The sequence below is a fragment of the Variovorax sp. Soil_C_12 genome (assembly GCF_057657375.1).
Map to the genome: position 1 here is coordinate 1 of NZ_JBDGIO010000009.1, position 23,637 is coordinate 23,637.

Below are 23,637 nucleotides of genomic sequence, written 5' to 3' on the forward strand. Positions count from 1 at the left end.
GGTTCCCGTGTGAAAGTAGGTCATCGTCAGGCTCTTACAGCCCCAAAAAGCCCAACCAGAAATGGTTGGGCTTTTTGCCTTTGGAATGCAAAGCGCCGCGCGGGCAACACCTGACAGGGCTTGTTGATCGCGGCAGTCTGTGGGAATTGTCGATGCCGCGCTCGCGCGCAACTGCGCGGCGAGCGTGTTCAAGCCGTCGCGCCGGGACGCAGCTGCCGCCGCAAGATCTTGCCGACGTTCGTCTTTGGCAGGCTGTCCCTGAACTCGATGTGCTTCGGCCGCTTGTAACCGGTCAGCTGGTCATTGCAGTAACGCATCACGGCATCCTCGGTCAACGTGGGATCCCTGCGCACCACAAAGACCTTAATCGCCTCGCCCTGCTTTTCGTCCGGCACCCCGATCGCCGCGCACTCGACCACGCCGGGGCACAAGGAGATGACGTTCTCGAGCTCGTTGGGGAACACGTTGAACCCGCTCACCAGGATCATGTCCTTCTTGCGGTCGACGATTCGGCTGTAGCCGTCCTCCTGCATGACCGCGATGTCGCCGGTGCGCATGAAACCATCGGCGGTGAACGCCGCCGCGGTCTCCGCGGGCTGGTTGTAGTAGCCGACCATCACGTTGGGCCCCTTGATGCAGAGCTCGCCCGCCTCGCCGGGTGGCAAGGAGCGCCCTTCGTCGTCCTTGATAGCGATCTCGATGCTCGGAAGGGGCAGGCCGATGGTGCCGGTGAAGGCGGTGTTGGAGACCGGATTGTTCGTGCCGATCGCGCAGGTCTCGCTCATGCCCCAGCCTTCGATCATCGGGCAGCCCGTGGCTTCGAGCCACTTGCGGGCCGTGCCTTCGGAAGCGGCCATGCCGCCGGCCTGGGAGACGAAAAGCGTGGAGAAGTTGACGGTCTTGAATTCCGGATGCATCAACAGTGCGTTGAACAAGGTGTTGACCGCCGGCAGCATGTGAAAGGGCCGCTTCTTGAGCACGGCGATGAACTTGTCGAAGTCGCGCGGATTGGGGATCAGCGTGAGATGCGAACCCTGCCGGATGGCGAGCAGGCACAGCGTCAGCGCGAAGATGTGATACAGCGGCAGCGCCGCAATGCTGTTAACTTTCGACAGGTCGCCCGCCCGCTCCAGCGCCGGCGTGAACCATGCCTCGGCCTGCAGCGTTGCCGCGACGATGTTGCGGTGCGTCAGCACGGCCCCCTTCGAGAGCCCGGTGGTGCCGCCGGTGTACTGCAGGAAAGCGATCGAATCCAGTGTGCTGGTGTCGGGCCCGAGCGTGCGCCCCTTGCCTTCCGCAATTGCCTTGGGAAAGGGCGTCACGGTCCGGCCCTTGTCGAGCGGAAGCTTGTAGGGCGGCACCATCTTCGCAAGGTGCCGCACCGCCAGCGTGATCCAGGTGCCGTAGAGTCCGCCGAGCAGGTCGCCCATCGACGCGACCACCACATGCTTGATCGGTGTCTGCTCGATCACCTGTTCGAGCGTGGCGGCGAAGTTCTCGAGGATGATGATCGCCGTCGCGCCGGAGTCCTTCAGCTGGTGCTCGAGCTCGCGTGCCGTGTACAGCGGATTGACATTGACGCAGGTGTACCCCGCGCGCAGCACCCCTGCCATCGTCACGGCGAACTGCGGCACGTTGGGCAGCATGATGGCCACACGCGCGCCTGGCTCCAGACCTCGCGACTGGAGCCAGGCACCGAGCGCTCCGGACAGCTCATCGAGCTCCGCGTAGCTCATCCACCGTTCCATGCAGACCGAGAACGGCCGACTTGCGTAGCGCTGGAAGGACTCCTCGAACATATGGCGCAGCGAACGGTACTGCTCCGGATGAACCTCGTGCGGCACACCGGGCGGATAGCTCTTCAAAACGGCTGATTGCATGCGATCTCCTCTGGCGCGGATTGTCGAAGCGAGCTTGGCGATGCCACCAGCGGGCTTGTCCTAGGGTCGCGCCCGATCCTGTCGCGCATGCGATAGTCGGCCGCATGGTCGCGCGTCTACAACAATGCATCGTGCTGGCCTGGCTGCTGGCCGCGATCGCATGGACCAGCGCCTGGTGGCCACACTCGCCCTTCGTGGCGGCAGGCGGGCTGCTGGTCCTGGGCCTGGGCCATGCCGTCTTCCTGGCGCTGGAGCTCATGGCCAGCTACCACGTCAGCGGCCGGGATCCCTTGAGCCGCGCCACGGTCATGCAATGCATGCGGGCCTGGCTCGCGGAAAGCCGGACGGCTCTGCAGGTGTTCTGCTGGCAGCAGCCATTCCGCTCGAGCGCCGTGCCCGATCATCTGCCGGAGGGCAGCCGCCATCGCGGCGTGGTGCTGATTCACGGCTTCCTGTGCAACCGTGGCTTCTGGAACCCCTGGCTACGTGCATTGCGTGCGAGGAACCATGCCTTCGTGGCTGTCAATCTGGAGCCGGTCCTCGGCCCGATCGAGCACTATGTGCAGACCATCGACGAAGCGATCTCGCGTGTGACTGCAGCCACGGGGCAGCCCCCCGTATTGATCTGCCACAGTATGGGCGGCCTGGCGGCTCGCGCCTGGCTGCGCGGTGCCGATGCGACGCGCGTGCATCGCATCGTGACCATCGGCACGCCGCACCGGGGAACCTGGCTCGCGCGCTTCGGCCGTACCGCCAGCGGGCGCCAGATGCGAATCGATGGCGAATGGATGCGGCAGATGGAGAGCGAATGCGGCAGCACGCGCCAAGTCCCGTTCACCTGCTGGTACTCGAACTGCGACAACATCGTGTTCCCCACCTCGACGGCGACACTCCCCGATGCCGACAACCGGCTCGCGCCGGGTCGTGGGCATGTGGAGATGGCCTTCGTCCCAGGCTTGCGACAGCAGACCCTCGCCCTGCTCGAGGACTGAGGAGCGCGCAGGTCAGAGAGAGGATTCGCCCGGCAGGAGCACGCCGGGCTCGATGTCCGGCCGCGTGGCGAGCGCCTCGTAGACCGGCGTGAAGTCCGGCGCTGTCATCTCGAACAGTTGAGCGAAGCTGTCGATCACGAAGTAATTGGCTTGGTAGGTGTCGATCTTGTAGCGCGTGCGCATGGCCCGCAGCAGATCGAGCGGCAAGCGCAGTGGCTCCTCGCTGCGCACCGCGTGCCGCAGCTCGCCGACGGAACTCAGGATGCCTGCGCCGTACGCACGCACGCCCTCCGCCTGACGGATGAGCCCGAACTCGACCGTGTACCAGTAAAGCCGCGCGAGCTTTTCGCCGGCGCCCAGGTCATGCGCCTTGATGCCGCCCTGCCCGTAGCGCTGCACGTAGTCCGCGAAGGTCGGGTCGAAGAGCATCGGCACATGGCCGAAGAGATCGTGGAACACGTCGGGCTCGACGATGTAGTCGAACTCCTCGGGCTTGCGGATCCAGTCCGTGACCGGGAACTTGCGGTTCGCCAGCAGCGTGAAGAAGGGCAGCTCCGGGATCAGCCCCGGCACTGCGACGATCTCCCAGCGTGTGGCCTTGTAGAGCCGCTCGTTGATCTCGTCAAAGCGCGGGATGCGGTCCTTGATGCCGAGCAGGGGCAGCGACGTGATGAAGGCATCGCAGGCCAGCCCCGTCAGCTGCGCGGCCTGCCGTTCATAGAGGCGCCGGTAGGTGTCATGGTCGGCGGGCGTGTAGCTGCCCCAGTCCTGCGGGCAGGTGTAATCGGCCAGCACCGCGCCACCGCGCGAATAGTCGCCGCGCGGCGGCCGGTCCGATTGGCCGTAGACGGCGGGCATGACCGCACCTGAAGGCGTCTCCATGGAAAGCTCCAAAAAAAGGTTGCTACTTGAGCCAGCGGTCCATCACGCGCTGGAACTCGCCGCCGGCTTGCGCCAGGTGCAGCCACTGGTCGACGTAGGCCTTGAAGGCGATATCGTCGCGAGGCAGCATCCAGGCCATCTCCCCGTACTGCAGCGGCTTGTCGGGATTCACCGCGCACAGGCCCGGCTTGAGCTTCTGCTGGGTGATCGCCTCCGCTGCCTCGGTCACGAAAACATCGGCGCGATTGGCGAGGATCTCGTCGAAGATCGTCACGTTCTCGCCGTGCATCGTGAGCTTGGCGCGCTTGAAGTTGGCGCGCGCGAAGCGTTCGTTGCTGCCGCCGGGGTTGAAGATCACCCGCACCTCGGGCTTGTCGATGGCGGCCACGCTCTCGTATTTGGCGACATCGGCGCAGCGCGCGATCGGCGTCTTGCCGTTGACCATGTAGGGCGCGCTGAAGAAGGCGCGCTTCTGACGCTCGGTGGTCACCGACACGCCGCCCACTGCGAGATCGCACTTGCCCGCGGCGAGGTCGGGCAGCAGGTTGGCCCAGGTCGTCTTGATCCACTCCGGCTTCGCATTGAGGCTGCCGCTGAAGCTCGTCATCAGGTCGACGTCGATGCCTTCATAGCTCGCATCGGTCTTCTGGAAGCTGAAGGGCTTGTAGTCGCCCGGCGTGCAGACGCGCAGCACGCCCGCCTTCTGCACCGCATCGAGATGCGATGCAGCCGTGCTCTGCGGCGGCGGCTGCTGCGCATTCATCGCGCAGCCGACCAGAGCGAGGACCGCAGCCGCGATCGATGACGAGCGAATCCAAAAGCCGAGACGACGCATTCCTTACTCCTGTGTGTGATGGGCCAACTATTGTGCGGCGCTCAACACCCCGCGGCGAATCTGATCGAGCTCGATGCTTTCGAACAGCGCCTTGAAGTTGCCGTTGCCGAAGCCGTCGTCACCCTTGCGCTGGATGAACTCGAAGAAGATCGGCCCCAGCTGGTTCTCGCTGAAGATCTGTAGCAGCAGCGCGTCCTTCTTGCCGTCGATCAGGATCTTGCGCTTCTGCAGTTCGTCGATGCTTTCGCCGTGGCCCGGGATGCGCTTGTCCACCAGTTCGTAGTAGGTGTCGATGGTGTCGAGCAGCTTGACGCCGCTGGCGCGCAGCGCATCGACCGTCTTGTAGAGGTCGTCCGAGCCCATCGCGATGTGCTGGATGCCTTCCCCGCGATAGAGGTCCAGGTACTCCTGGATCTGGCCGGCCTGTTCCTTGCCTTCTTCGTTGATCGGGATGCGGATCTTGCCGCAGGGGCTGGTCATCGCCTTGCTCTTCACGCCGGTCACCTGGCCTTCGATGTCGAAGTACTTGATCTCGCGGAAGTTGAAGAGGCGCTCGTAGAAGTCAGCCCATTCGTTCATGCGGCCGCGGTGCACGTTATGCGTCAGATGGTCGATATAGGTCAGGCCGTTGCCTTCCGGCGCCAGCGCCTGCTGCGCCGTCAAGCCGGGCAGCGCCTCGAAGTCCACGTCGTAGAAGCCGATGTTGCCGATGTCGCCGGGCTGCGCGCCGTTCTTGCCGCGCCAGCGGTCGACCAGGTAGATCAGGCTGTCGCCGATGCCCTTGATGGCGGGGATGTTCAGTTCACCGGGCCCGGCCTTGTCGGCAAAGCCCCAGGCGCCGAGCGAGATGGCGCGTTCGTAGGCGGCCTTGGCGTCCTGCACCCGGAACGCGATGGCGCAGACGCTGGGGCCATGCTGGCGCGCGAAGCGCTGGGCGAAGGAATCCGGCTCGGCGTTGACGATGAAGTTGATGGTGCCCTGGCGGTACAGCAGCACGTTCTTGTGGCGGTGCTTGGCCACCGCCTTGAAGCCCATGCGCTCGAACACCTCGCCCATGGCGGCCGGATCGGGGGCGGCGTATTCGATGAATTCGAAGCCGTCGGTGCCCATGGGGTTGTCCCAAGGGGTGAAGGCGGGGGCGTCGGCGGTGCTCATGGGTGTCTCCAGGGAAGGTGGGCGGGGGATGTTCAGTGTGGCGCTCGGGCTGCGCCGGCCACGTGTGGAACTGTAAGAGCGCAGCCCCTCATGATTTCAGCGTTATCAGGCCTAAGGTGACCGTGAAACGCATGAAAACTGTAAAAATCGAGAAATGAACGCACTCGACAAGCTGGATCGATTGATTTTGCGCACGCTGCAAAGCGACGGGCGCGCCACTTATGACCAACTGGCCGAAGAGGTCAGCCTGTCGCCGAGCGCGGTGCTGCGGCGCGTCCGGCGCCTGGAGGAAAGCGGCGTCATCGACCGCTACGTGGCGTTGGTCAAGCCAGAGGCAGTGGGCTTGGGCCTCACGGCTTATCTCAACGTCCGACTCGAAAAGCACACCGAAACCCATAAGCGCAACCCCATGGACCTGTTCCGCGCCAGCGTCCAGACCTGGCCGGAGGTGGTGGAATGCGCCGCGCTGACGGGAGAAATGGACTATTTGTTGCGTGTCGTTGTCGCCGATATGGCGCACTACAGCCGGTTCATCATGGACACGCTGCTCAAGCACCCCAGCGTGCAAGATTGCAAGACCAGCTTCGTGCTGGACCGGGTCAAGGCCACGACGGCCGTGCCGATATAACAACGGGCGCGCCTATTTTTGCCCGTGGCATGCTACAAAATGTATTCTTATGGATTACTTTTTAGCCCTTGTCCGCTTGTTGATTAAGGGGAAACCCTTATATTGGACCCATGCATACCGCCAAGGCCCTCTTCAAAGCCTCGCTCGGCATCGGTTCCTTCCTGAAAGCACCCATGGTTGAAGCCCAGCCGCGTCGCGCGCCCGCTCCTGCCCCCGTGATGGTGCCGATCCGCTCCATCGGCCCGCGCGAGCGCGAGCGCATCGCCCAGCACCTGCTGGCCCTCAAGCCCCACGACCGCTACCTGCGTTTCGGCTATGCCGCCTCCGACGAGCAGATCCAGCGCTACGTCGACGGCCTCGATTTCGACCGCGACGAACTCTTCGGCATCTACAACCGCCGTCTCGATCTGATCGCGATGGCCCATCTGGCCTTCGCCCCTGACGACCAGCTCAAGGATTGCGCCGAATTCGGCGTCTCGGTGGCCGAGCACGCCCGCGGGCGCGGCTATGGCGCACGCCTGTTCGAGCGCGCGGTGGTGATGGCACGCAACGAGGGCGTGGGGATGCTCTTCATCCACGCGCTCAGCGAGAACACGGCCATGCTCAAGATCGCGCGCAATGCCGGCGCCACCGTGGTGCGCAGCGGCTCCGAATCCGAAGCCCACCTGCAGCTGCCCGACGCCACCTTCGACAGCCGCATGAGCGAAATCGCGCTGGAGCACTACGCCGAGGTCGATTTCCAGCTCAAGACGCGCGCCAAGCAGTTCTGGGCCTTCCTGGCTACCGTGCAGGAGATCCGCAGCGGGGTGCGCGCCGCCCGCGAGCAGTCCTCGCCCTGAGCCCCCGCGGCAGGCGACCGGCGGGCGCACGCGTCACCGGCGGGTTCCGGTATCCTTGTGATCCCCCAACTCCGCCCTCCCGCAGTGGCTGACCCTCACCCCGAACGCGTGCCCGCTGAACGCGAAGACAAGCGCAGTTTTCTGCAGAAGCTCGCCGAGTTCATCCATCCCGGACCGGACTCGCGCGACGAGCTGATCGAAACGCTCGCCGATGCCGAGGACAACGACGTGATCGGCGCCGAGTCCCGCGTCATGCTCGAAGGCGTGCTGCGCATGGCCGACATGAGCGCCGGCGACGTGATGGTGGCCGCGCCGCGCATGGACCTGATCAACATCGACGCGTCCTTCGAATCGCTGCTGAACCTGGTGATCGACACCGCGCACTCGCGCTTCCCGGTCTACGAGGGCGAGAAGGAAAACATCATCGGCATTCTGATGGCGAAGGACCTGCTCAAGCTGCAGCGCGCCCCGGGGCTGAACATCCGCGCGCTGCTGCGTCCCGCCACCTTCGTGCCCGAGAGCAAGGGCCTGAACGACCTGCTGCGCGAGTTCCGCGGCAACCGCAACCACCTCGCGATCGTGATCGACGAGTTCGGCCGCGTGGCCGGGCTCATCACCATCGAGGACGTGCTGGAGCAGATCGTCGGCGAGATCGAGGACGAATTCGACATCGCCGAGGACGAGGGCGACATCTTCGGGCTGGCCGACCGCACCTACCGCGTCTCCGGCGACACGCCGATCGAGCGCGTCGCTGAGGCCTTCGGCATCGTCTTCGACGAGGAGATGTTGAGCGAGGACTTCGACACCATCGGCGGCCTGATCGCGCACGAGATGGGCCATGTGCCCAAGCGCGGCGAGCACTATGCGCTGGGCGCCTTCGACTTCGTCGTGCTCCACACGAAGGGCGGCGCCGTGCGCTGGTTCAAGGTCTCGCCGGCGCGCGGCGACGACGCGGCCGATTGAAAACGCTGGCGCGCGCGCTGGGCTTCGGACTCGCGGGGCTCGCGCAGGCCGCGTCGATCGCGGCTCCCTGGAACGGTCAGCCCCTGTGGTGGCTGCAGCTGATCTCGCTGGCGTTGCTGGCCTGGCAACTCGACGCGCTGCGGGAGCGCTCGCAGCCGCGGCCCGCGTGGCGAAGCGCGGCGCTCTACGGCTGGTTGTTCTCCACCGCCTGGCTGTGCGGCACCTTCTGGTGGCTCTTCGTTTCGATGCACACCTACGGCGGGCTCGCTGCGCCGCTGGCCGCGGTCGCCGTGCTGGCGCTGTCCGCGGCCCTGTCGCTCTACTACGCCGCTGCCGCAGCCTTCTACGTGGCCTTCGCGCCCGTGCATCGGGCCGGCGCGGTCCTCCTGTTTGCCGCGGCCTGGACCTTCGCCGAACTGCTGCGCAACAGCTTGTTTACCGGCTTTCCCTGGGGCGCGGGCGGCTACGCCCATGTCGAAGGCCCGCTCGCAGGCTATGCGCCGTGGCTGGGCGTGTACGGCGTGGGCGCGGTCGCGGCGGCGATCGCGGCGCTCGTTGCAGTTGTGCTGCGCGCCGCACGGGGCGGGAAGCGGGCGATGGCGTTCGCGCTGGCGCTGGCGCTGGTCCTCCTCGGTGCGCCCACGCTTGTCGCCGCCGTCCGCAGCGCACCCGACGAGGCGGCACTTTCGCGCGGCCGGCTGGAGGTCGCGTTGCTGCAGGGCAATATCCCGCAGGACGAGAAGTTCATCCCCAGCGGCGGCATCGCCACCGCGCTGCAGTGGTACGGCGAGCAACTGCAGCGCGCCACCGCGCCGCTGGTGATCACGCCCGAGACCGCGCTGCCCCTGTTGCCCACGCAGCTACCGCCCGGCTTGCTCGACGCCATCGCGGCGCGCTACGCCAACAGCAAGCAGACCGCCATCGTGGGCCTGCCGCTGGGCGATGGCCGCGTCTACACGAACACGGTGCTGGGCTTCGGGCCCGGGCGCAGCACGCCTTACCGCTACGACAAGCACCACCTGGTGCCCTTCGGCGAATTCGTGCCCGGCCTGTTCCGCTGGTTCACCGACATGATGAACATCCCGCTCGGCGACTTCCAGAGCGGCGGCCTCGCGCAGCCGCCGCTGGTCTGGCAGGGCCAGCGCATCGCGCCCAACATCTGCTACGAGGACTTGTTCGGCGACGAGATCGGCGCCAACTTCCGCGACGAGGCGCAGGCGCCCACCGTGCTGCTCAACGTCAGCAACATCGCCTGGTTCGGCGACACGGTCGCGATCGACCAGCACCTGGCCATCTCGCGCATGCGGGCGCTCGAGTTCCAGCGGCCGATGGTGCGCGCCACCAACACCGGCGCCACCGCGGTGATCGACCACCTCGGCCGCGTCACGCACGCCCTGCCGCGCCTCACACGCGGCGTGCTGGTGGCAAGCGTCGAAGGGCGCGCCGGGCTCACGCCCTATGCGTTCTGGGTCTCGCGCTTCGGATTGTGGCCGCTGTGGGGCCTGGCGCTGGCGATCATGGCGGCCGCGCCTCTTTTCAAGCGGCGGCGGGCCACCCGGCCGCCGGCTGACGTCTGATCAAAAAGCGTCGGCGGAACGCGGGCGTCCGGCCGCCGGCATCGCCGCATGCGCAGGAAGCATTTCAGGCCTGTGACGGCGGCCCGGGCTTCCGGTATCGTCCCTGCGCTTCGTGAAATTCTTCACGCCAACAGGAGCCTCCATGTTCTTTGCCCCCCGCTTCCGTGCCTTCGCGGCCGTCGCGGCGCTGACTGCCGCCGCAGCCATCGCCCATGCCCAGCAGGCCTTGCCCAACGTCGTGATCCTGGCCACCGGCGGCACCATCGCCGGCGCCGGCGCCTCGGCCGCCAACAGCGCCACCTACGCCGCCGCCAAGGTGCCGGTCGACAAGCTGATCGCCGGCCTGCCCGAGATCTCCAAGGTGGCCAACGTGCGCGGCGAGCAGGTGTTCCAGATCGCCTCCGAGAGCTTTACCAACGACAACCTGATGGTGCTGGCCAAGCGCGTCTCGGCCCTGTCCAAGCAGGCCGACGTGGACGGCATCGTCATCACCCACGGCACCGACACGCTGGAAGAGACCGCCTATTTCCTGAACCTGGTGGTGCGCACCTCCAAGCCGATCGTGGTGGTCGGCTCGATGCGCCCGGGCACCGCCCTGTCGGCCGACGGCGCGCTCAACCTGTACGACGCCGTCAACGTCGCCGCCAGCAAAGACGCGTCCGGCAAGGGCGTGCTGGTGACCATGAACGACGAGATCCAGAGCGGCCGCGACGTCAGCAAGGTGGTCAACATCAAGACCGAGGCCTTCAAGAGCCAGTGGGGCCCGCTGGGCATGATCGTCGAGGGCAAGAACTACTGGTTCCGCGCGCCGGTGAAGCGCCACACCACGCAGTCCGAGTTCAACATCGACGAGATCACGGCGCTGCCGGCGGTCGACATCGTCTACGGCTACGGCAACGTGCCCGCCACGGCGATCGATGCCTTCGGCAAGAGCGGTGCGAAGGCGCTCGTCCTCGCCGGCACCGGCAACGGCTCGGTGGCCGACCGCATCGTGCCCGTGCTGCAGAAGCTGCGCAGCGACGGCGTGCAGATCATCCGCAGCTCGCGCGTGTCGGACGGCTTCGTGATCCGCAACGCCGAGCAGCCCGACGACAAGTACGACTGGGTGGTGGCGCATGACCTGAAGCCGCAGAAGGCGCGGATCCTGGCGATGGTGGCGCTCACGAAGACCAACGACCCGAAGCAACTGCAACGGATCTTCTGGGAGTATTGAGCCCCGGGGCTTCCCACTTCCCCTCGACGGCCGCAGCGGCGCAAGCCCTGCGGCCGTTGTCATGTCCGCGCGCTCTTAAAATGCCCGGTTCGCCGCGTCGAGGACTCGATCGGCCCCAAAGCCCACCCATGCTCACCTTCCAACAAATCATTCTCAAGCTGCAGTCCTACTGGGATGCCCAGGGCTGCGCGCTGCTGCAACCCTACGACATGGAGGTGGGGGCCGGCACCTCGCACACCGCAACCTTCCTGCGCGCGCTCGGCCCCGAGCCCTGGAAGGCCGCCTACGTGCAGCCCAGCCGCCGGCCCAAGGACGGCCGCTACGGCGAGAACCCGAACCGCCTGCAGCACTACTACCAGTACCAGGTCGTGCTCAAGCCGGCGCCGGCCAACATCCTCGAGCTCTACCTGGGCTCGCTCGAGGCGCTGGGCTTCGATCTCAAGAAGAACGACATCCGCTTCGTCGAGGACGATTGGGAGAACCCCACGCTCGGCGCCTGGGGGCTGGGCTGGGAGGTCTGGCTCAACGGCATGGAGGTGACGCAGTTCACCTACTTCCAGCAGGTGGGCGGCATCGATTGCCGGCCCATCACGGGCGAAATCACCTACGGGCTCGAGCGGCTGGCCATGTACATCCAGGGCAAGGAAAGCATCTTCGACCTGGAATGGGCGCCCGCCATCAGCTACGGCGACGTCTACCACCAGAACGAGGTCGAGCAGTCGACCTACAACTTCGAGCACAGCGACGCCGATTTCCTCTTCACCGCCTTCGCCGCGCACGAGAAGCAGGCCAGGCACCTGATGGAGCAGAAGCTCGCGCTGCCCGCCTATGAGCAGGTGCTCAAGGCGGCCCACAGCTTCAACCTGCTGGATGCGCGCGGCGCGATCAGCGTGACCGAGCGCGCCGCCTACATCGGCCGCATCCGCAACCTCGCGCGCAGCGTGGCGCAGAGCTACTACGAGAGCCGCGAGCGCCTCGGCTTCCCGATGGCGCCGCGCGAGTGGGTGGCCGAGATGACGAAGAAGGCGGCCTGAGCGATGAGTACTCCTAACAACCTGCTCGTCGAGCTCTTCGTCGAGGAACTGCCCCCCAAGGCGCTCAAGAGGCTGGGCGACGCCTTTGCCGGCGTGCTGCGCGACCAGCTGGCGGCCCAGGGCCTGGTCGATGCGGGCTCCGTGCTGACGGCTTATGCGTCCCCGCGCCGCCTGGCGGCGCATCTCACCCACGTCGCCACGCAGGCCGCCGATCGCGCGGTCTCGCAGAAGCTGATGCCGGTGGCTGTCGGGCTGGATGCGGCCGGCCAGGCGACGCCGGCGCTGCTCAAGAAGCTGGCTTCGCTGGGCGCCGACGCCGCGGCCGTGTCCGGCCTGCGCCGCGCGATGGACGGCAAGGCCGAGGCCTTGTTCTTCGACAGCAGCGCCAAGGGCGCGACACTGGCCGAGGGCCTGCAGAAGGCGCTGGCCGAGGCCATCGCGAAGCTGCCCATCCCCAAGGTGATGAGCTACCAGCTCGAATCCGGCTGCGCGCTGCCCGGCTGGACCAGCGTGAGCTTCGTGCGGCCGGCGCACGGACTGGTCGCGCTGCATGGCGATGCCGTGGTGCCGGTCGAAGCCCTGGGCCTGCAGGCCGGGCGCGAAACCCACGGCCACCGTTTCGAGGCCCAGCGCGACCCGATCGTGCTGCGCGATGCCAACAGCTATGCGGTGCAACTGGAAGAAGACGGCGCGGTGATCGCCGGCTTCGAGGCGCGCCGCTTCGAGATCGCGCGCCAGCTGGCCGAGGCGGCGCTGTCGGTCGGTGCCGGCGCGCAGCCGATCGACGACGACGCACTGCTCGACGAAGTCACCGCGCTGGTCGAGCGCCCCAACGTGCTGGTCTGCGAATTCGAACGCGAGTTCCTCGGCGTGCCGCAGGAATGCCTCATCCTCACGATGAAGGCCAACCAGAAGTACTTCCCGCTGCTCGACGCCGCCGGCCGGCTCACGAACAAGTTCCTGGTGGTCAGCAACATCCGTCCGGACGATGCCAGCGCGGTGATCGGCGGCAACGAGCGCGTGGTGCGCCCGCGCCTGGCCGATGCCAAGTTCTTCTTCGACCAGGACCGCAAGAAGTCGCTCGCCTCGCGCGTCGAGGCGCTGGGCAAGGTGATCTATCACAACAAGCTCGGCACGCAGGGCGAACGCGTGGAGCGCGTGATGCGCATCGCCCACGCCATCGGCGAGCAGCTGGGCACGGCGACGGGCGATGCCGCGCTGGCCCCACATGCCGTGCAGGCCGCGCAGCTCGCCAAGGCCGACCTGGTGACCGACATGGTCGGCGAGTTCCCCGAGCTGCAGGGCATCATGGGCCGCTACTACGCACTGCACGACGGCCTCGACCACGCCGTGGCCGACGCCGTCGAGGACCACTACAAGCCCCGCTTCGCCGGCGACGCGCTGCCGCGCGGCCCGGTAGGCATCGTGGTCGCCCTGGCCGACAAGCTGGAGACCCTGGTGGGCATGTTCGGCATCGGCAACCTGCCGACCGGCGACCGCGACCCCTTCGCGCTGCGCCGCCATGCGCTGGGCGTGATCCGCATGCTGACCGAGCGCCACCTGCCGCTGGACCTGCGCGCCCTGATCGGCCAGGCCCACGCCGCCTTCGGCGCGCCCAAGGCCGGCGACCATCCGCTGGCCGACCCGACCGATGCATTGGAGGCCTTCATCTACGACCGCCTGGCCGGAAGCCTGCGCGAGCAGGGCGCCAGTGCCCAGGAGGTCGAGGCGGTGCTCGCGCCCGCGCCGCAGCGCCTGGGCGAGGTGCCCAAGCTCCTGGCGGCGGTGCGCGCCTTCGCTGCCCTGCCCGAGGCGCCGGCGCTGGCGGCGGCCAACAAGCGCATCGGCAACATCCTCAAGAAATCGCCCGAGGCCGATGCGCATGTGAGCGAGCTGCTGCTGCAGGAGCCGGCCGAGAAGGCGCTGTACGCCGCAATGCAGAAGGTCGTGCCCACGGCCAATTCGCAGTTCGACGCCGGCGACTACACCGCCTCGCTGCAGACGCTGGCCGCGCTGCGCGAGCCGGTCGATGCCTTCTTCGACGACGTGATGGTCAATGCCGAGCAGTCCGACCTGCGGCTCAACCGCCTGGGGCTGCTGATGCTGCTGCACCGGGCCATGAACCGGGTGGCGCAGCTGGAGCGGCTGGCCGCCTGATCGAGGCATCCCCATGAAAATCGTCATCCTCGACCGCAACGGCACGCTCAACGTGCACCGCGAGGACTTCGTCAAGAGCGACATCGAATGGACGCCCCTGCCCGGCGCGCTGGAGGCGGTGGCGCGGCTCAATCATGCGGGCTGGCATGTGGTGATCGCCTCCAACCAGTCCGGCTTGGGGCGCGGGTTGTTCGACATGGCTTCGCTCAACGCCATGCACGCCAAGATGCACAAGATGCTGGCAGCCGTCGGCGGCCGCGTGGATGCGGTGTTCTACTGCCCGCACAGCCCCGACGAGAACTGCGAATGCCGCAAGCCCAAGCCGGGACTGTTCTTGCAGATCGCCGAGCGCTATGGCGTGGACCTCGCTCATGTGCCGACGGCCGGCGACAGCCTGCGCGACATGCAGGCCGGCGCCGCCGCCGGCTGCGAGCCGCACCTGCTGCTGACCGGCATGGGCGCGGCCTGCCGCGGCATCCCCCTGCCGCCCGAATACCCGCCGAACACCCGCGTGCACGAAGACCTGGCGGCCTTCGTCGACTTTCTGCTGGAGCGCGAAGAGCGCAACGCACTGAACCTGGCCGTCTGATGTCCCTCCTCCGATCCATCGTCCACGCCCTGTGGATGCTCGTCACCGTGGTGCCATGGGGCCTGATCATGGTGGTCAGCTCGCTGTGGAAGCGCGGCGTGCCGCTGTACTGGATGGCCGCGCGCTGGCTGGGCTGGGCGATCGGCGGCGCCCGGGTGCTGCTGGGCATCGAAACGCGCGTCACCGGCATGGAAAACCTGCCCCAGGACAAGCTCGCCGGCTGCGTCCTGCTGGTGAAGCACCAGTCGACCTTCGAGACCTTCCTGATGCCCACGCTGATGCCGCATCCGCTGGCCTATGTGTTCAAGAAGGAACTGATCTACGTGCCCTTCTTCGGCTGGGCCATGGCGCGGCTGGACATGATCCACATCGACCGCAGCCAGCGCACCCAGGCCTTCAACAAGGTGGTGGCGCAGGGCCGTGCCCTGCTGGCCCAGGGCATCTGGATCATCATGTTCCCGGAGGGCACGCGCATCCCGCGCGGGCAGCAGGGCATCTACAAGAGCGGCGGCACAAGGCTGGCTTGCGAGACCGGCGTGCCTGTGATCCCGATCGCCGTGACCTCGGCCAAGGTCTGGCCGCGCAAGGCCTTCGTCAAGCATCCCGGCGTGGTCGATGTCTCGATCGGCCCCGCGATCTCCAGCGTGGGGCGCAAGCCCGACGAGCTGATGCGCGAGGTCGAAGCCTGGATCGAGGCCGAGATGCGCCGGCTCGACCCCGAGGCCTACGTTTCGGCGGAGACGGTGTCGGCCTGAGGCTCGAACACCATGCGCAACCTGTTGCAGTTCACGCTCGACCTGTTCGACGCGCCGGTGCCGCCGCCGGCGCCGCCCGTGCCCGCGCCTGCAGACAGCACAGCGCCGCCCGCAATTCCCCTGGCCGACGCCATGAGCCCGGCCAGCTTCGTCCATCCGCGCGCCACGCGCGAGCTCACGCTGGGCAACGCCCGCGTGGCGTACGAGTTCAATCGCGGCAAGCGGCGCACCATCGGCTTCATCGTCGGCGCCGAGGGTCTGACGGTGCGCGCGCCGCGCTGGGTGCCGCTGCGCGACGTCGATGCGGCGGTGAAGGAGAAGGCCGACTGGATCCTGCGCAAGCTCGCCGAAACGCAGCAGCGCCATGCCAAGCTGGAGGCGGCACGCATCGAGTGGCGTGACGGGGTGAGCTTTCCTTTCCTGGGCGAGCCGGTGGTGGTGCAGCTCGATCCGCATCACGGCTTCGAGGGCGTGGGCGCCATGCTCGACGTGGGCGCGGGCGGGAAGACGCGCGTGCTGCGCCTCGCGCTCGCGAACAACGCCGGCGCGACCCAGATCCGCGATGCCGCGCAGGCCTGGCTGATGCGCCAGGCGCGGCGCATCTTCACCGAGCGCCTGGACCACTTCGCGCCGCGCCTGGGCGTGACCTGGCACAAGCTGACCCTGTCGAACGCCTCGACGCGCTGGGGCAGCGCCAGCGTCGACGGCGCGATCCGCCTGCACTGGCGCCTGGTGCATTTCCGGCTGCCGGTGATCGACTACGTGGTCGCGCACGAACTGGCCCACCTGCGCGTGATGGACCACAGCCCGCGCTTCTGGGAAACGGTGGAGAGCGTGGTGCCGGACTATGGGGATTTGCGGCAGCAGCTCAAGGACCAGCCGGTGCCCAAGTGGTGAGCGCGCGCTATCGCGCGTGCGTCACGCCTCCATCGACCACCAGCGTCGACCCCATCACATAGTCCCCCGCCCGCGAGGCCAGGTAGATGGCCGCCGCCGCCATGTCCTCCGGCTCGCCGATTCGCCCAGCCGGGATGCGGCCCTTGATTTCCTCGCCGTGGTCGCGTGCGTCCTTGTTCATGTCGGAGGCAAAGGCGCCCGGCGCGATCGCGCTGACGACGACGCGCTCCTGTGCCAGGCGCAGCGCCATGCGGCGCGTGAGCTGGATCAGGCCGGCCTTGCTCGCCGCATACGAATAGGTTTCCTGCGGATTGACCGAGATGCCATCGATCGAGGCAATGTTGATGACCTTCGCCAGGTGATCCGTGGCCGCTTTCTTGAGCATCGGCGTCAGCGCCTGGGTCAGGAAGAAGGGTGTCTTGAGGTTGAGGTCAACCACCTTGTCCCAACCGCTCTCGGGGAACTCGTCGTAGGGCGCGCCCCAGGCGGCGCCGGCGTTGTTGACGAGGATGTCCAGCGTGCCTTCGTGCTTCGCATAGGCGGCGACCAGGGCCTTCGCGCCTTCGACCGTCGACACGTCGGCCGGCAGCGAGACGCAAGGGCCGAAGGCCGAGAGCTCCTTCGCCGTCCGGTCGCAGGCCTCGGCCTTGCGCGCCGAGATGTAGACGCGCGCGCCCTGGGCCAGGAAGCCTTCGGCGATCATGCGGCCGATGCCGCGCGAGCCGCCGGTGATCAGGGCCGTGCGGCCCGCGAGAGAGAAGAGTCGGGTGGTGTCCATGCGGGTTGTCTCCAGAGGTGCGAGACAAGCTTAGTGCGCATGGGCACCGTCGGGCGTCACTTAGGCGCCACTGCGTCAGATGTTTCCTCGTCCAGCGCCAGCACCACCTCCTGCAGCGTGCGCGCCAGCCGGTCGCCGTCCAGCGGCTTGTGCAGGATGCGCGCCGCCACGGTCGAAAACTCGCGAAAGCGCGAGGGCGCGGTCTCGCCGGTCACGATCACCGCCGGCAGCAACGGGCGGCGCCAGCGCACGCGCTCGATCACATCCAGGCCGGTTTCCTCGCGCAGGCGGTAGTCCACCACCATGACGTCGGGCTCGAAGCCCTCGGCCAACGCCTGTTCCGCCTTGGCGCCGCTCGCCACGCCCTTGACCGACCAGCCCAGCTGGTGCAGGTAGGTACACATTGCGGACAGCACCTCGGCCTCGTCGTCCACCAGGAGCACCGCCAGGCGGGTGCCGTCGAAGGAGCGCGCCAGGGCGGTCGAGACTGCCGGATGGCTTTCGTCCATTGGTGCGGCAGGGGCGATGTACAGGGCGAAGGTGGTGCCGCGGCCCGGCTCGCTGTCCAGTCCGATCTCGATCTTCAGCAGATCGGCCGTGCGCCGCACGATCGCCAGGCCGAGGCCCAGGCCCTGGCTGCGGTCGCGCGAGGGGTTGCCGATCTGGTAGAACTCCTCGAACACCCGCTCGCGCTCGCTCTCCGGGATGCCGGGGCCGGTGTCGCTCACCCGCACCAGCACCCGGCCGTCGGCGGCGGCTTCGGCCGACAGCGTCACGCCGCCGCGGGTGGTGAACTTAATCGCGTTGTTCACCAGATTGCCGACGATGCGGATCAACTGGTCGGCGTCCGTCAGCCCCCACAGCGGCGTCTCCGGCGCCGCGACCTTCAGGAACAGCCCCTGCTGCGCCGCCAGCGCGGCGTACTCGTCGCGCGAGGCGCGCAGCACCGCGCCGATGTCGTGCGGCGCGAACTTGGCCTCGATGGTGTGGGCGTCGAGGCGCGAGATGTCCAAGAGGCCGTCGAGCAGACCGCTGCTCTGGCGCAGCGCGCTCCCGATGCCGCGACTCACCTCCTTGAGCAGCGGATCGGGCGAGCGGCGTGCCAGGATGTCCAGCGTGGTCGCGTTGATCGACAGCGCGTGCAGCGGCTGGCGCAGGTCGTGGCTGGCGGCTGCGAAGAAGCGGGTCTTGGCCTCGCTGGCGGCTGTGGCGCGGTCGCGCTCCTGGCGCACGACCTCGGACAACAGGGCGTTGTCGTCGAGCACGTTCATGAGCTTGTGCAGCATGCGGCCCTGGTCCCGGACGGTGGCGAGCAGCATGAAATACACGAGCACGATGCCGGCCGCGAACATGTAGCCCACCGCGCTGCCGCGCCAGGCCCAGCCGCCGGCGAGACAACAGAAGGTGAGGGTGCAGAAGCCGACGAAGGCGCGCTGCGAGCCGGCGACCGAGGCCGCGCCGATGGTGCAGCCGGCCATCAGCACGGCGGCCACGGCCATCGGCGCGAAGTCGCCGGGCGCATAGAAGGCGAAGGGGACGATGCTCGCGGTCGACACGCCGTTGAAGTCGAAGCCGCGCAGCAGCCGCGGCAGGTACTGCAGCTGGACCTCGGGCTCGACGCGCTCCACCGCCAGGCCCAGGCGCCAGCGATACACCATGACGGCGCCGGTCAGCACCAGCCAGATCCACGGCCAGAGCTCCACGCCTTGGCGCCAGACGATGAAGGCCACCAGGATGTAGCCCAGGTAGTTGAGCGGCAGGCGTCGCGAGTACTCGAGGATCAGCTGCAGCCGGCGCTCCAGGATGCGCCTCCCGATCCGCGCCTCGCGCGAGGCCCCGGCCAGCGGCATCGGCGCCGATGCGGAGGTCTCAGTCAATTCGCACGCCCTCGCGCGAGGCCTGGTAGGCGGCTTCGGTCCTGTTGCGCACGCCCAGGGCCGTGTAGACGGCGGTGAGGTGGGCCTTGACGGTGGATTCGGCGATGTCGAGCTGGCGCGCGATCAGCTTGTTGGGCAGGCCGCGCGCGGCCGCGCGGTAGACGTCCATCTGGCGCGGGGTGAGGCCGGCGAGCCGCGGGTCATGGCCCGCCGCTGCGGTGCTTTCCACCGCCGGCGGGGGCGCCGCATTGAGCGTCTCCAGCGGCAGGAAGATGCGGCCGGCCAGCACCTGCTCCAGGGCCGCGACCATCATTTCCGAGCTGTACTTCTTGGGGATGAAGCCGGCCGCGCCCAGGTCCACGGTGTTGCGGATCATGGTGGCGTTGGTGTCGCCCGACAGCACCACGATGCGCGCCATGCAGCCGGCGTCGCGCAGGCGGCGAATCGATTCCTCGCCGTTGCAGTCGGCCAGGTGCCAGTCCAGCAGCACGAGGTCGAACTCGGCCAGTTCCACCAGCTTGATGGCATTGCTCATTTCGCCGGCGGTTTCCACGCGCAGCTCGGGCACCAGGACGCTCAGCAGGTTCTTCATGCCCTGCAGGAACATCACGTGGTCATCGATCATCAGTACGTTCATCGGGACCGAGTATTCATCAGAACAGGCCCGGATTGAACGGGCTAAGACTTTGGTCGAAGCGGGTTTGTCGGGAGCGACGAGGACTCGTTCACAGGACGAGCGAGCGGGGGCTTTCGAAGGCGCGCGGCCTCCCGTCGAGCGGATCGCGAAAAGCCAGCGACTTGGCCAGCAGCTGCAGCGGCCGGTCGAAGTCCTCGGTGCCCTCGGGCAGCAGCGTGGGGTAGAGGGCGTCGTCGCGGATCGGCAGGCCCAGCGCGGCGCAATGCACGCGCAACTGGTGGCGGCGGCCGGTCACGGGCGACAGACGCAGCCGGGCCCAGCCGTCGCGGGCCTCCAGCAGTTCGAAGCGGGTCTCGGCATTGGGCTCGCCTTCCACCTCGCGCATGCGCATGAAATGCGTGTCGTCCACCAGGCGGCTGCAGCGCGCGGCGGGCAGGGTCGGCGTGCCGCGCCAGGGCACGATGGCCTCGTAGTGCTTGACGACGGCGCGCTCGGCGAACAGCGCGTGGTAGGCATGGCGCGTGGCCGGCTGCACCGAGAACAGCACCACGCCGGCGGTCTCGCGGTCGATGCGGTGCAGGGGCGCGAGCTGGTCCAGGCCCAGCTTGCGCTGCAGGCGTACCAGCAGGCTCTGCTGCACGTACTTGCCGACCGGCGCCACGGTCAGGAAATGCGGCTTGTCCACCACGAGCAGGTGCTCGTCGCGGAACAGCACCGTCTCCTCGAAGGGCACGGCCCGCTCGCTGTCGAGCGAGCGGTAGTAGAAGACGTGCAGCCGCGGCTGGTAGGGCCGCGTCGGCGTGACGGGGATGCCGTGCTGGTCCACCACCTCGCCCGCCCGGATGCGCGCTTCCCAGGTGGCGCGCGGGATGGCCGTGAAGCGCTGGACCAGGAATTCGGCGATGGTGGGCCAGGGGCCCGTCGGCAGCGCGACGCGGCTCGGTCCGACGCCGTCGCGGGTGGGAAGCGGCGCGGCGGCCATGGCGGGCGGGGCCTCAGGCGGCGGCCAGGGCCGCGGCGATCTCGGCCAGAAGGGGGCGCCCGCCGGCTTCGGGCTGGGTGCAGCGCGCCTGGAGGTCTGCCCATCGCGCCAGCGTGGCGCTCTCCGAACCGTCCGAAGGCTGGCAGCGCGAGTGCAGCTCCTCCAGCAGCAGCCCGAAGGCGCGCGCCTCGATGCGCTGCAGCGCCAGCGCCTGGTCCGGTTCGTCCGGTGGCAGGAAGGAGGCGGCGCCGAAGTCGCCCAGCAGGCCGTTGCCCTCGCCGTCCCAAAGGATGTTGTGGGCGTAGAGGTCGCCGTGCAGGATGCCGTGGGCATGCAGCTGCGCGGCGGCCGAGGCGATGCCGCATGCCAGGCGCCGGGCGGTCGCCAGCGGCCAGGCGGCCTCTTCGGCATAGACGTCGCGGGTGCAGGAGCCCAGGCTGGGCGGCCCGGCCAGGTTGCGAAAGCGCGGGTCCACCAGGGCCAGCACCAGGCCGGACGTGCCTTCGGGGTGGTCCTGGATGCGGCCCTCGACCGCGATCAGGTTCGGATGCGCGCCGGCGGCGATGCAGGCGGCCATCTCGCTGTGCGGCCAGCCGTCGCTGGTCACCGCGCCCTTGAACAGCTTCACGGCCACGGGCCGAACGCTGCCGTCTTGCTGCGCGCAATCGGCGCGGTGGATGACGCCGGAGGCGCCTTCGCCCAGCTTGTCGTGCAACGACAGGCGCCGCCACTCGACCGCCGCAATGGCCGCCGCTTCCACCGCGGCCGTCTCGGCCCGGTCGTCGAAGGGGTTGCCGGCGAAGGCCAGCCAGGCGAGGCGGGGCAGGGCGGGCAGCCAGTCGGGCAGGGCCTCGAGGCGGTTGGCCGAGATGCGCAGCAGCTCCAGCGCGCGACAGGCGGCCAGCTCGGCCGGCAGGGCCTGGAGGCGGTTGCCGGCCAGCATCAGCTTCTGCAGCCGCGTGCAGCGGCCGATGGCGGGTGGCAGTGCGTCGATCTCGTTGTCGGTCAGGATCAGCCAGCGCAGTGCAGGCGGCAGCGACTCGGCCGGCACCGTCCGGATGCGGTTGGCCTTGAAGCCGACCATGTCGAGGCTGCTGCACCGGCCCAGCGCAGCGGGCAGCTCGGTGAAGCGGTTGTTCGAGCAGAAGAGCACGCGCAAGCGGTGCAGGCGGGCGAGGTCCTCGGGTAGCGCCGACAGGTCATTGCCCGAGAGGTCGAGCTCCTCCAGCGTGTCGGCCAGCCCGAAGATCTCCCGCGGAAACTCGGTGAGGCCGCAGCGCAGCGCAAGCCGTCGCGCGCCCGCCAGCTGCCCGCTGCGCAGCTGGGCCACGGTGTTCATTGGAGTACCTTCGCCTTCGGCTGCGGTGCTATTCGACTTGAGAGCGGCCTGGCGTCTCATGCAAAGACGCCGAAGCGCCAGACGCCATCTTCGCCCTTGCGCCGTTGCACCTGTCCCTCGAACCACAGCAGGTGCAGGTGCGCCACGGTCTCGCCCAGGGCGAAGGTGGTCTGGTGCACGTCGAGCGCACGCTTGAAGAGGATCGGCAGCCCCTCGGCGCCGCTCAGCGGCCGGACCGTGCCGGCCTCCAGCAGCTCGGCCAGGCGGTCGCGGTGGTGGTCCTGCAGCTGCTTCACGCGCTGGTGGATGCCGGTAAAGGGCTTGCCGTGCGAGGGCAGGCCCAGTGCGTCGGGCGGCAGCGCCTTGAAGCGGTCGATGCTGTCGAGGAACAGGCGCAGCGGGTTGGCCTCGGGCTCGCCCGCATGCACGCTCACGTTGGTGGAGATGCGCGGCAGCATCATGTCGCCGCCCAGCAGGGCATTGAGCTCTTCGCAGTACAGCGAGATGTGCTCCGGCGCATGGCCGTAGCCGCTGATGCAGCGCCAGGCGCGCCCGCCGATGCGCACTTCGTCGCCGTCGAGCATGCGCACGAAGCGCGCCGGCACCGAGGGCACCATGTTGGCGTAGTAGTTGGTGCGCCCGCGGATGACGGCCAGCGCCTCGGCATCGGCCAGGCCGTGCGAGACGAAGAAGTCCGCAGCCGCTTCGCCGCCGGCCAGCGTGTCGCCGCTGCTGGTGAGCACGCGCGCGACGTGGTAGTCGGTCGAGCTGATCCACAGGGGCGCGTTCCAGCGCTGGCACAGCCAGTCGGCCAGGCCGATGTGGTCGGGGTGCATGTGCGTCACGATCACGCGCAGGATCGGCAGGCCCTCGAGCTCGTTCGCGAAGACCTGCTCCCATTGCGCGCGCGAGGCCTCGTGCGCGATGCAGCAGTCCACCACCGTCCAGCCCTCCACGCCGTCGATGCTGTCGCGCAGCAGCCAGAGGTTGATATGGTCGAGCGCGAAGGGCAGTGCCATGCGCAGCCAGCGCACGCCCGGCGCCACCTCGAAGGTCCGGCCCGGAGCCGGCAGCGTGTCACCGTAGGGGTAGTGGAGTTCGCGTTCGAGCAAGTTCATGTAGGATTGACGTTAACGTAAACGTCATGGGGAAGACCCATCATTGTAGGCAGTCAGGCCCGAAGCTGCTGTCACCCGCGCAATCCCAACCGAACGCATGTCCTCGCAGACCTTCACCATCGGCGAACTCGCCAGGGAATTCGACCTCACCACGCGGGCGATCCGCTTCTACGAGGACATGGGCCTGCTCGCCCCCGAGCGCGCCGGGCAGCAGCGCGTCTACACCGCGCGCGACCGGGCACGCCTGACCCTCACGCTGCGCGCCAAGCGCCTGGGCCTCAAGCTCAACGAGGCCAAGGAAATCCTCGACATGTACGACAGCCCGCGCGACACCGTGGCGCAGCTGCAGCGTTTCCTGGGCGTGCTGGGCGGTCACCGGGCCCAGCTCGAGGCGCAGCTCGAGGAGTTACAAGCAAACCTCGCCGAGGTCCGCGCGCAGGAGAAGCAGGCTCGCGCAGCGCTGGCGCGCGCCGGCAAGCCCAAGATCCGCTGAGCAGCCACGCATCATTT

Annotated in this window: 23 protein-coding genes; 12 read left to right on the plus strand and 11 right to left on the minus strand. The window is 68.0% G+C overall.

The features are described from left to right. Window positions 1-192: hypothetical protein (locus tag AC3A6X_RS22760; protein ID WP_487844339.1), on the minus strand; the 192-nt coding region annotated here is incomplete at its 3' end. Beyond that, entirely contained in the window at window positions 189-1,880 is a 1,692-nt protein-coding gene (locus AC3A6X_RS22765; RefSeq protein WP_487844340.1) for an AMP-binding protein, read from the minus strand. The genes AC3A6X_RS22765 and AC3A6X_RS22760, both read right to left, overlap by 4 nt. A 104-nt stretch (window positions 1,881-1,984) precedes the next feature. Here AC3A6X_RS22765 and AC3A6X_RS22770 point away from each other — a divergent pair, with 104 nt between their 5' ends. Further along, window positions 1,985-2,872: an esterase/lipase family protein gene (locus AC3A6X_RS22770; protein WP_487844341.1), complete on the plus strand. Its 888-nt coding sequence runs from the start codon at window positions 1,985-1,987 to the stop codon at window positions 2,870-2,872. Window positions 2,873-2,884: 12 nt separating this feature from the next. On the opposite strand, the gene phhA is transcribed toward AC3A6X_RS22770, so the two are convergent. From phhA to hppD, 3 genes are read right to left on the minus strand one after another with little or no spacing between them, the layout of a single operon-like run. After that, entirely contained in the window at window positions 2,885-3,754 is an 870-nt protein-coding gene (gene phhA / locus AC3A6X_RS22775) for a phenylalanine 4-monooxygenase (RefSeq protein ID WP_487844342.1), read from the minus strand. A gap of 22 nt (window positions 3,755-3,776) precedes the next feature. Then, window positions 3,777-4,589 carry a transporter substrate-binding domain-containing protein gene (locus tag AC3A6X_RS22780; RefSeq protein WP_487844343.1) on the minus strand — a complete coding sequence of 271 codons (813 nt, stop codon included), beginning with the start codon at window positions 4,587-4,589 and terminating at the stop codon, window positions 3,777-3,779. Window positions 4,590-4,616: 27 nt separating this feature from the next. Then, entirely contained in the window at window positions 4,617-5,744 is a 1,128-nt protein-coding gene (gene hppD, locus AC3A6X_RS22785) for a 4-hydroxyphenylpyruvate dioxygenase (RefSeq protein WP_487844344.1), read from the minus strand. A gap of 154 nt (window positions 5,745-5,898) precedes the next feature. Between hppD and AC3A6X_RS22790 the strand changes: the two genes are divergently transcribed. The 10 genes from AC3A6X_RS22790 (at window position 5,899) to AC3A6X_RS22835 (ending at window position 16,396) form a co-directional block, all read left to right on the plus strand. Beyond that, the gene (locus AC3A6X_RS22790; protein ID WP_487844345.1) at window positions 5,899-6,372 is read left to right on the plus strand and encodes an Lrp/AsnC family transcriptional regulator; all 474 of its coding nucleotides are present in this window, start codon (window positions 5,899-5,901) and stop codon (window positions 6,370-6,372) included. A gap of 110 nt (window positions 6,373-6,482) precedes the next feature. Then, window positions 6,483-7,211 carry an N-acetyltransferase family protein gene (locus tag AC3A6X_RS22795; RefSeq protein WP_487844346.1) on the plus strand — a complete coding sequence of 243 codons (729 nt, stop codon included), beginning with the start codon at window positions 6,483-6,485 and terminating at the stop codon, window positions 7,209-7,211. A gap of 84 nt (window positions 7,212-7,295) precedes the next feature. Further along, a complete protein-coding gene (locus AC3A6X_RS22800) occupies window positions 7,296-8,174 on the plus strand; it encodes a CorC family transporter (protein ID WP_106557658.1) in 879 nt (292 codons plus the stop codon). Next, window positions 8,171-9,751, plus strand: a complete 1,581-nt coding sequence (gene lnt, locus AC3A6X_RS22805) for an apolipoprotein N-acyltransferase (protein WP_487844347.1) — start codon at window positions 8,171-8,173, stop codon at window positions 9,749-9,751. Before AC3A6X_RS22800 ends, lnt begins: the two co-directional genes overlap by 4 nt. 142 nt (window positions 9,752-9,893) lie before the next feature. Further along, window positions 9,894-10,964 carry a type II asparaginase gene (locus tag AC3A6X_RS22810; protein WP_487844348.1) on the plus strand — a complete coding sequence of 357 codons (1,071 nt, stop codon included), beginning with the start codon at window positions 9,894-9,896 and terminating at the stop codon, window positions 10,962-10,964. Window positions 10,965-11,092: 128 nt separating this feature from the next. Next, entirely contained in the window at window positions 11,093-11,998 is a 906-nt protein-coding gene (gene glyQ / locus AC3A6X_RS22815) for a glycine--tRNA ligase subunit alpha (RefSeq protein ID WP_487844349.1), read from the plus strand. 3 nt (window positions 11,999-12,001) lie between these two features. Beyond that, the gene (glyS, locus tag AC3A6X_RS22820) at window positions 12,002-14,155 is read left to right on the plus strand and encodes a glycine--tRNA ligase subunit beta (protein WP_487844350.1); all 2,154 of its coding nucleotides are present in this window, start codon (window positions 12,002-12,004) and stop codon (window positions 14,153-14,155) included. Window positions 14,156-14,168: 13 nt separating this feature from the next. Beyond that, window positions 14,169-14,744, plus strand: a complete 576-nt coding sequence (gmhB, locus tag AC3A6X_RS22825) for a D-glycero-beta-D-manno-heptose 1,7-bisphosphate 7-phosphatase (protein WP_487844351.1) — start codon at window positions 14,169-14,171, stop codon at window positions 14,742-14,744. Then, window positions 14,744-15,499, plus strand: a complete 756-nt coding sequence (locus AC3A6X_RS22830; RefSeq protein ID WP_487844352.1) for a lysophospholipid acyltransferase family protein — start codon at window positions 14,744-14,746, stop codon at window positions 15,497-15,499. The genes gmhB and AC3A6X_RS22830 overlap by 1 nt, the downstream gene beginning before the upstream one ends. Before the next feature lie 12 nt (window positions 15,500-15,511). Then, window positions 15,512-16,396: a M48 family metallopeptidase gene (locus tag AC3A6X_RS22835; protein WP_487844353.1), complete on the plus strand. Its 885-nt coding sequence runs from the start codon at window positions 15,512-15,514 to the stop codon at window positions 16,394-16,396. Window positions 16,397-16,403: 7 nt separating this feature from the next. Here AC3A6X_RS22835 and AC3A6X_RS22840 read toward each other — a convergent pair whose 3' ends face one another. From AC3A6X_RS22840 to AC3A6X_RS22865, 6 genes are all read right to left on the minus strand, one after another. Beyond that, the gene (locus AC3A6X_RS22840) at window positions 16,404-17,174 is read right to left on the minus strand and encodes an SDR family oxidoreductase (protein WP_487844354.1); all 771 of its coding nucleotides are present in this window, start codon (window positions 17,172-17,174) and stop codon (window positions 16,404-16,406) included. A 56-nt stretch (window positions 17,175-17,230) separates the two neighbouring features. Then, window positions 17,231-19,051 carry a hybrid sensor histidine kinase/response regulator gene (locus tag AC3A6X_RS22845; RefSeq protein ID WP_487844355.1) on the minus strand — a complete coding sequence of 607 codons (1,821 nt, stop codon included), beginning with the start codon at window positions 19,049-19,051 and terminating at the stop codon, window positions 17,231-17,233. Continuing rightward, entirely contained in the window at window positions 19,044-19,676 is a 633-nt protein-coding gene (locus AC3A6X_RS22850; protein ID WP_164255391.1) for a response regulator, read from the minus strand. The genes AC3A6X_RS22845 and AC3A6X_RS22850 overlap by 8 nt, the downstream gene beginning before the upstream one ends. A gap of 100 nt (window positions 19,677-19,776) precedes the next feature. After that, window positions 19,777-20,670: a pseudouridine synthase gene (locus tag AC3A6X_RS22855; RefSeq protein ID WP_487844356.1), complete on the minus strand. Its 894-nt coding sequence runs from the start codon at window positions 20,668-20,670 to the stop codon at window positions 19,777-19,779. 13 nt (window positions 20,671-20,683) lie between these two features. Next, entirely contained in the window at window positions 20,684-22,009 is a 1,326-nt protein-coding gene (locus AC3A6X_RS22860; protein ID WP_487844357.1) for a leucine-rich repeat-containing protein kinase family protein, read from the minus strand. Window positions 22,010-22,065: 56 nt separating this feature from the next. Further along, complete coding sequence (locus tag AC3A6X_RS22865; protein ID WP_487844358.1) at window positions 22,066-23,127, minus strand: MBL fold metallo-hydrolase; 1,062 nt, start codon at window positions 23,125-23,127, stop codon at window positions 22,066-22,068. Window positions 23,128-23,224: 97 nt separating this feature from the next. Here AC3A6X_RS22865 and AC3A6X_RS22870 point away from each other — a divergent pair, with 97 nt between their 5' ends. After that, window positions 23,225-23,620 (plus strand): MerR family transcriptional regulator, encoded by a 396-nt coding sequence (locus AC3A6X_RS22870; RefSeq protein WP_309967846.1) that lies wholly within the window; start codon window positions 23,225-23,227, stop codon window positions 23,618-23,620. Window positions 23,621-23,637 lie beyond the last annotated feature (17 nt).